This window comes from Mycobacterium sp. E3298, assembly GCF_001666895.1.
Taxonomy (GTDB): Bacteria; Actinomycetota; Actinomycetes; order Mycobacteriales; family Mycobacteriaceae; genus Mycobacterium.
On the sequence record NZ_LZJB01000478.1, the window covers coordinates 1 to 13,597 of the forward strand.

A 13,597-nucleotide genomic window follows, 5' to 3' on the forward strand; every position below is an offset into this window, starting at 1 on the left:
TCGGGCTGGAAGTCGTCGGCAACCGGTCGTGGCAGCTCGGCACCCGACGCGGCACTCTCGATAGGGCGGTCGGTCACCTCCGGTCCTTTCGCTATCCGGGCTTGGGTTGCCCGCTCCGAAGGTCTGCGCCGGATCGGCTCCTGGACCGCATTTACCCCAGGCGGGGACGAATTCCTCTGCTCAGGGTACGTGACCGGGGCCCGGCGAGAATATTGGTCCTTTAGCACCGGTTTGCCGGGCACCGCCGCACGGCCGCCGAAGCGCCGCCGGACGACGTCCAGCGCCGCCTGCGCCTCCGGGACACGGGCGCCAAGCATGACCGCGGCCATGATCGGCAGCATGATCGCCGCCAGGATCAGCAGCCGCAGCAGTGACCCCGCGCCGCCGCCCTGCGCGGTCAGCGCGCCGAGCCCCGACAGCCGGTCGGCCACATGGGCCACCAAACCGGCCAGCATCGAGGCGGTGATCGTGACCAGGATGGTGCGCTGCTCGCCTTTGCCGATCAACTGGCCGCCCGCAGGCAGCAGGGTGTGCCGCAACAGCAGGTAGCCGATGATCGCGCCCGCCAGAAAGCCGATGCCGTTGGCCAGCCCCAGGTAACCGGCCACCAGCTTGGGGTCATCGGTCAGGCGCGGCGCCAGCACGGATCCGGCGATCTTGACGGCCGTGATGACGAGGATGATGACGATCGGCGTCCAGGGTTGCTCGCGCGCGTAGAAGACCCGCAGCTGCAGCAGCACCAGACCGTAGGGGATCAGCGTGAATGCCGACAGCGCGATCGCGGCGCCGAGGTATCCGGCGTCGACCCCGCCGAAGTGACCGTAGGCGAACAGGGCGCTGCCGATCGCCGGGCCGCCGACGGTCATGACCGCGACGATCGGGATCAGCGTGATCAACGTCAGGCGGGTGGCCAGCGACAGGTCGGCCAGCACGGCCTTGGTGTCGTCGGCGGCGGCGTTGCGGCTCAGCCGCGGCATCACCACCGTCAGCACCGTGACGCCGATCATGCCGAACGGCAGCATCAGGACCAGCCAGGTGTAGTTGTAGATCGCGGGGCCCGACGCCGCCGCCGTGCTGGCGATCTGGTTACCGACCACCAGGCCGAGCTGGCTGATCAGCACGTAGAGCACCATCGCGGCGGCCATGGTGCCGAAGCGCTTGAGCCGCTCGTCGATGCCCCAGAGGGGACGCAGGTCCACGCGTTCGCGGCGCAACGCGACCAGCAGCACCGCGGTCTGCGCGAACACCCCCAGGGTGGTGCCGATGCCGAGGAGCAGCAGCTTGGTGTTGCCCATCCGCACGGGGTCGACCGACAGCTCACCGGGGACGGCCGCATACCCCGCCAAGGTCGCGAGCGCGACGACGTTGTTGACGACCGGCGCCCACGCCGTTGGGCCGAACACGTTGCGGGTGTTCAGGATCGCCATGAACACCGACGTGAGGCCGTAGGCGAGCACCTGGGGGAGCAGCAGGTAGGCGAACGCGGTCGTCAGCGGCTCGTTGACCTGCGGAGCCCGGCCCAGCATCAACCGGACCAGCAGCGGCGCGGCGAGCACCGACAAGGCCGTCGCCAACACCAGCAGCGCAGTGGTCAGCGTGACCAGGCGGCGTACGAACGCCGCGCCCCCGTCGGGGTCGCTCTGCTCGGCGCGGGCCAGCACCGGCACGAAGATGGCGGTGAAGGTCGCCTCGAGGACGAGCGCGGCGACCAGGTTGGGCAGCTGGTTGGCCACCGAGAACGCACTGGACAGCGCGGCGCCCAGGATCGCCGCCAGAAGTACGACCCGGGCGAAACCCGTGAGCCGGCTGACCAGCGTGGCGAAGGCCATCGCCCACGACCGCGACACCAGGGCGGAATCGGAGAGTTCGGGCCGTCGGCGGTCAATCCCCGCGGGGACCGGCGGCAGGGGACCCGTGGGCGGCGAGCCCGGATTGTGCGGACGCCGCGGCGGCTCTGGCAGGCGGTGGGATTGCGGTGCTGCGGCCTGCCGGTGGGCGGGCTTCATACGCGGTGCTCTTGCTCGACCCGGTCATCGGCCTCGTCGTCGAACCCCGCGGATCGGGCACCGGGCGGGTCGGGCCGGTCCAGGTCGGCGGGGTCGGGTTGGCCGCGGAAGCGGTGCCACAGGCGGCGTCCCGCCAACAGCACCAGCACGGCCGCGGCCGTCAGGGTGATCGCGAACAGCACCTTGCCGTAGGCGTTGGAGTGCACCGACAGGCGCACCGGGTCGCCAAGCCGCAGGCCGTCCGGGGTCCGCAGCGACACGTCGATGGCGACCCGCTGGGTGAAGTTCACTTCGATCGGCACCCGCAGCGGCAGGTAACCGGGCGGCAGCTCGATCTGTCCGACGTCGGTGACCGTCATGCCTGGCGGGGCGTCGACCTGCAGCCGGACCCGGATCGGGACGGCCAGGCCGTTGTGCAGCGCCAGCGGCAGCGGGCTGTGCTCGGTGGCCAGGGTGTAGGAGCCGCCCGGGTTGACGATCGTGACCGCGCCGAACAGGTCATTGATGGTCTTGCCGACGACGGCCAGTCGCTGCTGGGCCATGCCGTTGCGGGTGTCGGGGGGCTGGGATTCGCTCAGCGCGCGCAGCATGTCTTCGCGCAACGGGGCGGTGTATTGGATGCCCGTCAGGCCGGTGCGTTCGTCGGTAGTCAGGGCGGACGTCAGGCCCCAGAGCCGGCCGACCTGTCCGGTGACCAGTGCGGTGACGTCGTCGCCGAAGCGGCCGCGCGCGGAGGTGTAGGCGCCCACCTGTTCGGACGGCTCGGTGCGTGCCGCGGCCTCCGCGATGACCGCAGGCAACGGCCGGGGGATCGCCAGGCCGGACCGGATGGTGGTGGTCAGCGCGGTCAGGATGACGTGCGCGTCGTCGGCCTGCAGGTTCCACGTCGCCGGCGGGACCAGGACCTGCGTACGGGGCGCGTCGTCCTGCCGCAAGGCGTGCCAGAACATGGAACCCAGGGCGTCCTGGCGGCGCGCGGTCACCGAGTCGTGCGCGAGCCGGACGGTCAGCGAGGAATCCAGATAGGTGGGCACCGAGGGCGAGCTGCCCGTCCCGGCCAGCGCCGCGCCCACCGCCGGGTCGAACGGGGCGAGCACGACTTGCGGGGACAGCCGCTGGGGCGCGGTGTCGACCGTGCTGTCCGAGGTCCCTTGTCCGTCCGGGGCGGACAGTTCGGCGGCGGCGATGGCGACGGTGCTTTCGTTGCCGCTGAGCAGGTTGACCGCGCGGTTGGTCAGCGGGCCGTCGGGCAGCAGCGTCGCCCCGCGGACGGAGGCCACGTCCAGGATGCGGTCGACAATGCTGTTGACGCCGGTGGTCGCGGTGGCGCTCAGCCCACGATCGTTGACGCGCTGCAGCGCGTCGAGGTCGGCTTGCGCATAGGGCAGTGGCGCCACGCAGGTGCGGTGCGCCAGGGCGCGGAGTCGGTTGAGCCACTCGGCGGCAGCCGCCTGTCCGGCGCCGGCGTGGGTCGGGGTGCCGGGGAGCTGCGCGGGCCCGTCGGGTGAATCGGACACCACGTAGCCGGCGGTCATCGCGTTGACGGTGACGAGCAGGTCGGGGTCGACGGCCAGACACAGGGCTCGCCCGACCGCGCCGTCGGGGTCGACATCGTGGCTGGTGGCCACCTCGGCCGCCGAAAGCAGAATGTCCAGCCGACCGCCGCTGGCCAACGAGGTAGCCAGGTCGTCGTCGACGAGGCGGACCGGGATGGTGCCGCCGGGCACGCCGGGGGCCAGCCGGGGCCGGTCGGCCAGCGGCCACAGCATGGTCAACCACACGGGTTTGGAGGTGTCGGGCGCTACGGCGGAGCCCAAGTCGCCGCCCTGATCGGGCGGCACCCCGACGACGGGCAGCAGGAACCGCGCGTTGTCCAGCCGTGCGGGGGCGCCGTAATCCGGCGTGCCGTTCACGTTGACCAGGACGGGATAGATCCCGGGCGCATCGATCCCCAGCGATTGCTTGGTCAGCGAGCGCAGCGGAGCCGACAGGGTGAAGCCGACTTGTTGTCCGCGCTGCAGTTCGGGAGCGACCGTGAGGAAGTCGGCGGCCGGTTGGTACTGGTCCGTGTCGCCGTCCAGGGTGGTCCGTAAGCCCGCGGACGCGGTGACGGCACCCGCGTGTTCGAGCCGGACCATCACATCCCGGACGGGGCGGTCGCCGATGTTCGTCACCATGCCGGTGACGGTGACGACGGGCTGACTCGACGTGGTGACCACGTCCGGCGTGACTTGGTCGATGCGGACCCGGACGAACGGCGTGACGCCGGGTTCTTTGGCGGCCGCGCGCGGCATTGCGGGCCAGGTGAGCACCGCGAAGCCGGCCACGATGCCGATCACTGCCGCGAGGCGCAACAAGCAGAGTCGGGATGTGGTCACGGCCCGGGCCCGTGGCCGTTCTTCCGGCCGGTGGCCGGTTTGTCGGCGTGCCGGGTGCGCGAGTGGGTTTGCGGGCGGCGCCGCGGAGAAGTGGGTGGCAGCGGCGGCAGGGCGGCGGGCCCGTCGGTCTGGAGCTTGTCGATCAGCTCGTCGGCCACCCGGGCCAGCCGCCGTTCGTCGGCGTAGGCCAGCTTCGACGGCAGCTCGTGCACCGGAACCCAGGCCACCTCGGCCACCTCGAGGTCCTCGTCGGAGAGCTCGCCGCCGGAGAAGCGCAGTAAATAGTGGTGCACCGTTTTGTGCACCCGGCGGCCGTCGGTGACGAACCAATAGTCGATCCGGCCCAGGGCGGCCAGCACGCTGCCCCGGATGCCGGTTTCCTCGGCCACCTCTCTTATCGCGGTCTGCTCGGCGGTCTCACCCATTTCGATGTGCCCCTTGGGCAGCGACCACAGCATCCGACCACGCCGATCGATGCGGCCGATCAGTGCCGCGACCAGTGAGTCGCGCGGCCCGTCGAGGCCGTCGACGACCAGTCCGCCAGCAGATGTTTCGTGCACGGTCCGCAGCCGATCCGGCCCGCGACGAGGCGAACGGGATCGGTGCGACTTCGTCGCCGTCGAGTCGGCGGGCGCTTGGCCGTTCGTCTGGTTCTCGGTCGAACTCGCAGCGCCACGGCCGCGCCGCCGCCCCCGGCGCCGACGTGGCTTGCCCTGTTCGCCGTCCGACACCCAAGCGATAGTAGCTGGCACGGCATAGTCTCCCTGGACATACTCGCCGCTAGCCGACCTGCGATGGCTCAGGACCGAATGCGTCCGGTCAGATCGGGCCGATCGCGTTGGCGATGGCGAAAGCGGGAATGAAGATCAGGAGTGAGAGCGGCCCGGAGAGGCTGCCGAGCATCATCCCGCGGCCGATCTGCCCGATTCTTCCCGGTCCCCGCGCGACGAGGGCGCCGACGCCGATGTAGAGCAGCGCTGCCGGCAGAACGACAAACACCAAGGGCCACATCGGCAGAACAAACAGCCAGGTGACGAAATCCACGACGAAGACGTGCAGGATGGCTACTGCGAATGTCAGTGGGCCGTACCGGTTGTCTGTCATCAGCGCAGGACCAGGTAAGCGAATATCGCGGCGCCCGCGAGCACGGCGACCGAACAGCTCATGGTGCTGACGCCAAGGCCGCGCTTCCGCTGCGATGACGACCTGAGGAGCGCGGCGCCGAAAAGCAGCGACACCAACGTCGTCAGGACAGCGGCGGTCAGCATCCATGCCCGCTCACCGGCGTACGCGCTGTGCGTGTCGAACGGCCACTTGCCCAGCAGCCACATGGCGACAAGCAACAGCGCCAGTATCAGTTGGACGACAAACGGCGCCGACCATGTCGCGGCGCGCCAGGCGTAGGCGTCCAAGAAGTCCACTCGCTGAGAACTCGACATATTGCTCATGAATCGCAGAACCGCATTGCCGCGCCGTTTTCACCCTTCCCCTTGCGCAACGGTACTGCGGCGCGCCGGCCGGTCAATTCAACGCCGATGCGCGCCGACGATGGCCACGACCCGTGCGCGGCTCCTCACACGGGCTTTTCGGCCCGGCCTACTAGGCTGATCGAACGTGTCCGACGCCGATATGCAGCTGCTTGCCGCCGCCCAGGTCGCCCTGAACCAACATGCGGGCATGCTGCGCGAGCTCGGCTCGGCGTTCGAAGGCTCGGGTCACGAGTTGTACCTCGTCGGCGGTTCGGTGCGAGATGCGCTGCTGGGCAGGCTGAGTCCCGACTTGGACTTCACTACCGACGCCCGCCCAGAGCAGGTTCAACAGATCCTGCGGCGATGGGCCGACAACGTGTGGGACACCGGCATCGAGTTCGGCACCGTCGGCGTCGGCAAGGGCGGCCATCGCCTGGAAATCACCACATTCCGCGCGGACGCCTATGACCGGGTCTCGCGCAAGCCCGAGGTGCAATTCGGCTCGAGGCTTGACGACGATTTGGTGCGCCGCGACTTCACGGTCAACGCGATGGCCGTGCGCATCACTCCCGAGGGGCCGGGTGAATTCCTCGATCCGCTGGGCGGTTTGGCCGCGTTGCGCGAGCGGGTGCTCGACACCCCGGCCGCCCCGTCGGTGTCCTTCGGCGACGACCCGCTGCGGATGCTGCGGGCGGCGCGGTTTGTCTCGCAGCTCGGCTTTGCCGTCGCCCCGCGGGTGCGGGAGGCGATCGAGGAGATGGCGCCCGAGCTGGGCCGGATCAGCGCCGAGCGGGTTGCCGCCGAGCTGGACAAGCTGCTGCTCGGCGACGACCCGGTGTCCGGCATCGACCTGTTGGTGCAGACCGGCATGGGGGAGGTGGTGTTGCCCGAGGTCGGGGGCATGCAGATGGCGATCGATGAACACCATCAGCACAAGGACGTCTACCAGCATTCGCTGACGGTGCTGCGGCAGGCGATCGCGCTGGAGGACGACGGACCGGATCTGGTGCTGCGCTGGGCCGCGCTGCTGCACGACATCGGCAAGCCTGCCACCAGACGGCACGAGGCCAACGGCGGCGTCAGTTTCCATCACCACGAAGTGGTCGGCGCCAAGATGGCCCGAAAGCGGTTGCGCGCGTTGAAGTATTCCAAGCAGATGGTCGACGATATCTCGCAGCTGGTGTATCTGCATCTGCGGTTCCACGGCTACGGCGAGGGCAAGTGGACCGATTCCGCGGTGCGCCGCTATGTCACCGACGCCGGGCCGTTATTGCCACGACTGCACAAGCTGGTGCGCGCCGACTGTACGACTCGCAACAAGCGCCGGGCCGCGCGGCTGCAGGCCAGCTATGACCGGCTGGAGGCACGGATCGCCGAGTTGGCCGCGCAGGAGGATCTGGCGCGGGTGCGGCCCGACCTCGACGGCAACCAGATCATGGAGTTGCTCGGCATTCCCGCGGGCCCGCAAGTCGGTGAGGCGTGGCGCTTCTTGAAAGAGCTGCGGTTGGAGCGCGGTCCGTTGACGGTCGAGGAGGCGACCGCGGAACTGCTGAGCTGGTGGCGCTCGCAGGGGAACCCGTAGCGGTGATCGCGCGTCGGATCGTGCATGGATTACTGCATGGCAGGCGACGACGGCACCGCTTCTATTTGGCAGCACGACCTCGACCTCGACCTTGATGGCGACGGCCGGTTCGACGCTTTCGGGCTGGACTTCGACGGCGATGGGCTGCGCGACGACGCCTTCGCGGACCTCGATGGGGACGGCATCGCCGATCACGCGGTGCTCGACCTCGACAACGACGGCACTCCCGAGGCGTACTTCACCGACGACGGATCGGGGACATGGGGTGTCGCCACCGAACAGGGCCGGCAACTGCGCTGGTTCGACCTTGACGGTGTCGAGCACACCGGCGGCCCGCTGGTCGACTTCGATGGCCACGGCGGCGCGGACGATCGGCTGTTCGATAGCGACGGCGATGGGCTGGCGGACCGGGTGCTGTGCGCCGGCGAGGGCGGCGCGACCGAATACGTCGACACCGACGGCGACGGCAAGTGGAACGTGCGGCTGACCGACGGCGATGGGGACGGCTTGGCTGACGGCGCGACCGCGTTGTAGCGGCTCGGGGACCCAACGTGAATTGACCGCCGCGCGCGGCATATTTAGCCTGGTCAATAGTGGCGCGAGGAGCGCTGCGATGGATCGGAAGGGGTGGCAGTGTTCGTCGACACCGATCTTTTGCACTCCGGGGGCAACGAATCGCACCGCGCCGGCGGGCATGCGCAAGAGGGAGCCGACCAGCTCGCGCGAGGGCCGCTGGCGTCGGGGATGTTCGGTGACTTCGCCGCCGCCGATGCATTCCACGAGGCGGTCACGGCTGCGCATGGACAGCACGTGCAGATCCTCCAGGGTCACAAGCAGACGCTGACTGATGTCGGTTCGAAGGCGCACCACGCTGCCAAGGGATTCACAAGCATGGACCAGCAGAATGCCGGTGATATGGAGGCTGTGCGGCCGAGTTCCGGTGCTCCGGCGTCGCGGGTGTGAGGCCTTGATTGGGCGGCTACAAAAGTAAACACGCCCTTGAAGCTGGCCGGTTATGTCGAAATCTTCGATTCCCCTAGAAGTCATTGGTGACAGCTCGCTGTGGCAGTGACGCTAGCGTCGCGTTGCGGCCACATTTCGGCGACGATGCGGGATGCACGGGGATAATTTCCAGAGAATGACTCCTACACGAGGCGATACGAGGGAGGGCTATATGGGGGATCTGCCTCCAAACATCGCTGGGGAGCCACATGTCGGCCCGCCTGTGGGTCCGTGGCAGCAGCCGACTTACCTGCCTCAGCCCGCAAAACGTCCTCCAACTTGGCCGGCGATCGCGCTATCCGCAATTGCTTTTCTGTTGGCTATCGGCGCCTTGGCTGTCGCATTCACACGCTCGCCCTCTGTTGGAGCGCCGGCCAGTTCCCCAGAACCTAAGTACACGCCTGCTGAAAGTGCTGCTGCGCAGCAACAATTGTGTGACGTATACAAGGTCCAAGCGCGCACCGTTCGGTCGGATACTGCTGGTACCGACGAATCGCTGGCCCGTATTGCCGCTACGAACGGGGCGGTGATGCTCTATGACGCGGCCGCGAACCCAGCTCTTGACGCGAAATACCGCGACGCCGCTCGCGCATTGGCAACGGCCTACGGCAACGTGTCGGCGTTGGGAAGTAAGGGCGTCGCTACCGATGCGGAGTGGCGGGCGGTGCTCGACGACGCCAACGCAAAAGATGCGGCGATGAGAAGTCTGTGCGGAGGTGGTTAACTCCTTGCCTGTTGCCTCCCCAAACAATAGGACGTGCAGTACGTTGGGCCGTCGTCTGTCGGTTTTGTGGTGATGCCGCCCGACGGACAGTGCAGTTGCACCAGGGTTGACGAGATGCGTTGGTCATAGAGATCCGCGATGGCGGAAGCCTCTCTACTCTGAGGTGGGCCCCTCGCGGCTCGTAATGCATATGGATAATCCAGAAAGATCTGGGCGCCAATGGGGCAATGTTAAGACGGGTGCGAAATGGGGGACCTGCCTCGCAACTTCGGTGGCGAGCCACCTGTGGGGCCACCTCATGCTCAGTGGCAACCGGCTTATCCACCTCGACTCATAAGACGACAACACGCATGGCCAGCAATCATCCTGGCCTCGATTTCCGCTCTGGTCAGTGTCGGCGCGTTGATCGTCGCGATGGCACGGCCCACGAGCGGCTCATCCGACGCACCTTCCACCACGACAACGACATCCGCATACACCGCGGAGCAAACCGCCACTGCACACCAGAAGTTGTGTGACGCCTACAGGCTCGCGGGCCGCGCTGTCCAGGTCGACACGAACGGCAAGAACCCGGAGCGCGCTGGTGTATCGACTGTGAACGGGGCGGTGATGCTCGAAGAGGCGGTGAACGCCAACCCTGCGACCGGGCCCGCCGATCGCGCTGCTGCCATTGCGCTGGCTGAGTCGTACAGCAATGTTGCGGCAGTATCGAGTTTGGCGACGGGAAGCGACGACCCGGCTTGGCAAGCAGCGCTCAGCGACGCCAATGCGAAGGACGCCGCTATGCAAAAAATTTGCGGCGGCGCATGAGATTTCAGACACGGCGTGTACGGCGGTGGCATCAGTTTGTGTTGCGAGTCTGAGATTTTCGGCGTCGCACCAAGGGTAAAAATCCAGTCGGAGCAATGCCGCGGACAAGGTGTAATGTCGCGCTGTGCCTGAATGCCCGGTGCCGGGCGGGCCACCAAGCGATCTGCCTGCGAATTCTGGGCACGGAGCTTTGGAACCGGGTCGGGTTACTGGTGAATTGCCGCCCGGCAGTCCCCTGTTTCAGTATGGAGCCAGGAGATACTAGCGACCTGGCAGAGCTCTAACTTCGTAGCGGCCGCGAGGAGGACGCATGGTGGGAACCGGTCCGGGCGGCACTCCTCGTGGACCGACTGCCTACCTACCTGGGGGGAATTGGCCACCGAGTAATTGGGCGCAGTCGGCATCACGCTCATTCCCATGGCAGGCGATCGCCTTAGCGCTTACCGCTGCCATAGCGGTTGGCGCTCTGATCATTGCCCTTACGCGTCCCACGGTCACGGGCACGAGTCCGTCTACCACCACTACAGCCCCAACGGCTGATCCCACGGCAATTGCTGCCGCTCAACAGCAGCTTTGTGATGTCTACAAACTGGCGGCCCAGGTGGCTCAGGTCGACACCGCCGGAACAGACAAGGCGTTAGCACGCATCGCAACAACCAATGGCGCCCTATTGCTTGAGATGGCAGCGGCCGATCCGGTCCTCGACGCGAATCACCGCGACGCGGCGCACGCATTAGCTATGGCATACGGCGCCCTTACCGCCAAAGGCAGCGCTGGCGTCGCGACCGATGCCGAGTATCAGGCGGCGCTTACTGACGCGATCTCGAAAGATGCCGCCATGAAAAAGGTTTGCGGTGGCGGTTGACCTTCCCCCCGGCAAGTGGACAGCCGCGCTGATCGGACCGTGGTGGCCGATGCCATCAACGACCCTGCGCGGCGCCGCTCAGCACTGGAGCCAAGCGTGCGCGGAGCAGCAGTTCTTCTCGCAGGGCCTCCGCAGTCAGTGGATGATGATTGCGGCAAGTAATCAGGGGCACACAGCGGACGACCTCATATCCAGATACCAGCAAGACGAGAAATTCCATCTGGACCTCGCTGAGAAGTACCAGGCAAAGTCGGCGGCCTTCAACTCAAGCGCCGACGCAATCGACTATCTGCGAAGCAGATTGACCGATATTGCGAATACGGGCAATCATGAGATCGATCAAATTCTCGCCTCGAAGAAGCCGCTGCCGGAGCAGGTTGCAGAGGTGCAGGCTGTACAGTTCCGTTGCAACGGTGATGCCGCCAACGCGAGCATGATGGCGGGCGACAAACTTATGGCGGCGACTCAAAAAATTCTTGACGCAGACGGCGTTGGCGGCGACGCGCGAACGTGGGCGCGTGAACAGGGGTTCAATGTCGCGGACCCGCCACGGCCAAAGGCGATTAATCAGGACGACATAAAGCCACCCGTGAGCGGTGGCTGGCACGGCGCCGGCAAAGCCGAACCACCATCGCCCCAAGCGATATCAGATGCCGGCTGGCACGGCAACGCCGGTAATGGCGGCGGCAGGCCACCGACCGCACCAGCCGCGGTGAGTGATAACTGGCACGCGACCGGCCCGGCGGGAGTCGGACCACAGGGCGCGCCATCGCCCGGAGTCCACATGCCGGGCGGCGGGGGATCCATGTCGCCCGGGATGCCGGGGGCACCCAGCAGTCCCGTGACGATGTCGTCCGCCGGCCTGGGCCAAGGCGCCCCACCCAACTTGGCGCAGTCGTTCGCATCCGGAATGACCACGGGTCAGCCGGCCGGCGCTGGCGCTCAGGGGATTTCGGCGGGGGCAATAAACGCGATGGAGCCACCGCCGCAGGCCGGTCCGCCGGCGGGGACGCCGCCTGCCGCACCGACGGCACCCAGCGCCGGAGTTTTCGTCCCAACGGGCACGCCGGTTGACACGCCTCCGCCTGCCGCCCCGGCGCCGCCCACCACCGGAGGAGCTGCGCCAGTTGCGCCCGTCGTCACGGGGGGCTCATGGTCGGGATCGGCAGCGCCGGTATCTGGTGGCCCGAGCATCCCGGCTGGCTCGTTGCCCGCGTATGGCTCCGACCTGCGACCGACGGCCGCCGCGCCTCCGGCGATGCCTTCCGTCCCGACGGGGCCGGTCTCCGGCGCGCCGGTCGCCCCGTCGGCCGCATCCTCCCCGTCGGCGGGTGGGCCGCTGGTTTCGCCAGTGGAACGTGGAGCGGCCGCGACCGCCGCCGGGCACGCGGGTGCAAATTCGTCCAGCATGGTGGGCGCATCCGCGATGTCAGCCGCGACCGGTGCCACGGCAGGTGCGGTCTCGAATAGGGCGGCCGAGCAGCAGCGGTTGCAACGCCTCGTCGATGCGGTAGCGCGCCAGGAGCCGCGAATCTCGTGGGCGGCCGGTCTGCGTGATGACGGCACCACGAGTCTGCTAGTCAACGACCTCGCCGGCGGATGGATACCGCCGCATGTTCGGCTGCCGGCCCATGTGACCCTGCTCGAGCCTGCAGCACGCCGTCACGATGCCAGCGCCGTCGACTTACTCGGAGCCGTCGTGGTCGCCGCAGCCCATGAACACAACACCTACGTTGCCGAAGCGGACCCCGACGCACCCACGTTGACCGGGGACCGACCAGCCCGCTCGGCCGCGCCGCAGGTAGACGAACTCGGACCAGCCCTCGTGGAAGCTGTGCGTCGCCGCGATGGTCTTCCGCGAATTGCGCAGGCTATCGCTGCGCCGGCGGTCCGGAATACCGGCGTGCTCGACAGCGAAACTGAGCTTTTACGCAGGTGCATTGTCGAGATACAGGATTCGGTTCTCTCGGCGTATCCGGATCACGACGCGGCGGCGGTCGCAGACTGGATGCTGTTGGCGGCTATCGAGGCCCTGATAGATGGGCATCAGTATCTCGCGAACTATCACATGGCGTGGTTCGCCGTAACCAGCATCTAGGGCAGTGCGCGATTCGCGAATTGCAGAGTGAATAGCGAATGTAGGCAGCTATGCCAAACTGATTAGGTAGCCGATCGCGAGTGTGTGAGCGCACACAAAGCGGTCGTGGGTTCTGGGGAGGTGTAGGCATGACCGGAGGCGATGGCACCGTCAAGAGCTCCCCGTGGATCCTGGGCGGGTTGTCCGGTGCGCCCGAAGCGCCGACGCCAATGCCCTTCCCGGTGTCCGCAGGTGGAACCAGCCCGACCGACGGGTGGCGAGGAGTTCTCGAAACCGCCGCCAACGGCGGCGTACCAAAAGACGCCGCCGACGCGGCAGCCGCGGACGCGGACCGCCGTGCACGCGCCGCCGACGCCGCCGCGAAATTCCCCGCCAACGAAGCTGAATCCCAGCAGCAGATGCAAAACGTGGGCCAGCAAGCCCCGCAGATGATGCAACAGATGCTGCAAAGCATCACGGGAGCACTCGGTGGCGCGGTCGGCGGCATCATGGGCCCGTTGACGCAGCTGCCGCAACAGGCGATGCAGGCCGGCCAGAGTGCGCTCCAGCCGCTGATGAGCGCGGTTCAGGGCGGCGCTCACGGTGCCGGCCTCGCCGACGAGTCACATCTGGTTGACAGCGTCGGCCCAGGCGCCGGAGCCGGCGGCGGCGGGGTTGCGGGGG

At 67.6% G+C, this 13,597-nt stretch carries 13 protein-coding genes and 1 pseudogene; 8 read left to right on the plus strand and 6 right to left on the minus strand.

All coding sequences use genetic code 11. The annotated features are described in order from the left end of the window. From A9X05_RS21790 to A9X05_RS21810, 5 genes are all read right to left on the minus strand, one after another. Positions 1–2,006: lipid II flippase MurJ (locus tag A9X05_RS21790; protein ID WP_231978447.1), on the minus strand; the 2,006-nt coding region annotated here is incomplete at its 3' end. After that, entirely contained in the window at positions 2,003–4,384 is a 2,382-nt protein-coding gene (locus A9X05_RS21795; RefSeq protein ID WP_067784024.1) for a hypothetical protein, read from the minus strand. The genes A9X05_RS21790 and A9X05_RS21795, both read right to left, overlap by 4 nt. After that, entirely contained in the window at positions 4,381–5,115 is a 735-nt protein-coding gene (locus A9X05_RS21800) for an NUDIX hydrolase (RefSeq protein WP_067753215.1), read from the minus strand. The genes A9X05_RS21795 and A9X05_RS21800 overlap by 4 nt, the downstream gene beginning before the upstream one ends. Positions 5,116–5,203: 88 nt before the next feature. After that, the gene (locus A9X05_RS21805; RefSeq protein ID WP_067753205.1) at positions 5,204–5,488 is read right to left on the minus strand and encodes a hypothetical protein; all 285 of its coding nucleotides are present in this window, start codon (positions 5,486–5,488) and stop codon (positions 5,204–5,206) included. Then, entirely contained in the window at positions 5,488–5,730 is a 243-nt protein-coding gene (locus A9X05_RS21810; protein ID WP_067753230.1) for a hypothetical protein, read from the minus strand. Before A9X05_RS21810 ends, A9X05_RS21805 begins: the two co-directional genes overlap by 1 nt. Before the next feature lie 283 nt (positions 5,731–6,013). Here A9X05_RS21810 and A9X05_RS21815 point away from each other — a divergent pair, with 283 nt between their 5' ends. The 6 genes from A9X05_RS21815 (at position 6,014) to A9X05_RS21830 (ending at position 10,836) form a co-directional block, all read left to right on the plus strand. Continuing rightward, the gene (locus A9X05_RS21815; protein ID WP_156736901.1) at positions 6,014–7,435 is read left to right on the plus strand and encodes a CCA tRNA nucleotidyltransferase; all 1,422 of its coding nucleotides are present in this window, start codon (positions 6,014–6,016) and stop codon (positions 7,433–7,435) included. 24 nt (positions 7,436–7,459) lie between these two features. Beyond that, the gene (locus A9X05_RS21820; protein WP_067784028.1) at positions 7,460–7,969 is read left to right on the plus strand and encodes a pullulanase; all 510 of its coding nucleotides are present in this window, start codon (positions 7,460–7,462) and stop codon (positions 7,967–7,969) included. A 99-nt stretch (positions 7,970–8,068) separates the two neighbouring features. After that, positions 8,069–8,398, plus strand: a complete 330-nt coding sequence (locus A9X05_RS21825; protein WP_067784030.1) for a DUF2563 family protein — start codon at positions 8,069–8,071, stop codon at positions 8,396–8,398. A 565-nt stretch (positions 8,399–8,963) separates the two neighbouring features. Continuing rightward, positions 8,964–9,161, plus strand: coding sequence for a hypothetical protein (locus A9X05_RS32335; protein WP_231978449.1), 198 nt, complete (start codon positions 8,964–8,966; stop codon positions 9,159–9,161). Positions 9,162–9,407: 246 nt separating this feature from the next. Further along, entirely contained in the window at positions 9,408–9,971 is a 564-nt protein-coding gene (locus A9X05_RS30050) for a hypothetical protein (RefSeq protein WP_082971037.1), read from the plus strand. Between the two features lie 310 nt (positions 9,972–10,281). Then, on the plus strand, positions 10,282–10,836 hold the full coding sequence (locus A9X05_RS21830) for a hypothetical protein (RefSeq protein WP_067784032.1): 555 nt from the start codon (positions 10,282–10,284) through the stop codon (positions 10,834–10,836). Between the two features lie 265 nt (positions 10,837–11,101). On the opposite strand, the gene A9X05_RS32740 is transcribed toward A9X05_RS21830, so the two are convergent. Then, positions 11,102–11,443 carry a hypothetical protein gene (locus A9X05_RS32740; protein WP_368664941.1) on the minus strand — a complete coding sequence of 114 codons (342 nt, stop codon included), beginning with the start codon at positions 11,441–11,443 and terminating at the stop codon, positions 11,102–11,104. Positions 11,444–12,262: 819 nt separating this feature from the next. Between A9X05_RS32740 and A9X05_RS32745 the strand changes: the two genes are divergently transcribed. After that, entirely contained in the window at positions 12,263–12,934 is a 672-nt protein-coding gene (locus tag A9X05_RS32745) for a DUF5631 domain-containing protein (protein WP_368664942.1), read from the plus strand. Positions 12,935–13,143: 209 nt separating this feature from the next. Next, a pseudogene (locus A9X05_RS21840) lies at positions 13,144–13,597 on the plus strand (hypothetical protein); the annotation flags it as partial.

Bases quoted from the DNA above. Each gene is read 5' to 3' on its own strand.
- A9X05_RS21805 (WP_067753205.1), bottom strand. From the start codon at position 5,488: ATGACAGACAACCGGTACGGCCCACTGACATTCGCAGTAGCCATCCTG.
- A9X05_RS21815 (WP_156736901.1), top strand. From the start codon at position 6,014: ATGCAGCTGCTTGCCGCCGCCCAGGTCGCCCTGAACCAACATGCGGGC.
- A9X05_RS21820 (WP_067784028.1), top strand. From the start codon at position 7,460: ATGGATTACTGCATGGCAGGCGACGACGGCACCGCTTCTATTTGGCAG.
- A9X05_RS30050 (WP_082971037.1), top strand. From the start codon at position 9,408: ATGGGGGACCTGCCTCGCAACTTCGGTGGCGAGCCACCTGTGGGGCCA.
- A9X05_RS21830 (WP_067784032.1), top strand. From the start codon at position 10,282: ATGGTGGGAACCGGTCCGGGCGGCACTCCTCGTGGACCGACTGCCTAC.
- A9X05_RS32745 (WP_368664942.1), top strand. From the start codon at position 12,263: ATGTCAGCCGCGACCGGTGCCACGGCAGGTGCGGTCTCGAATAGGGCG.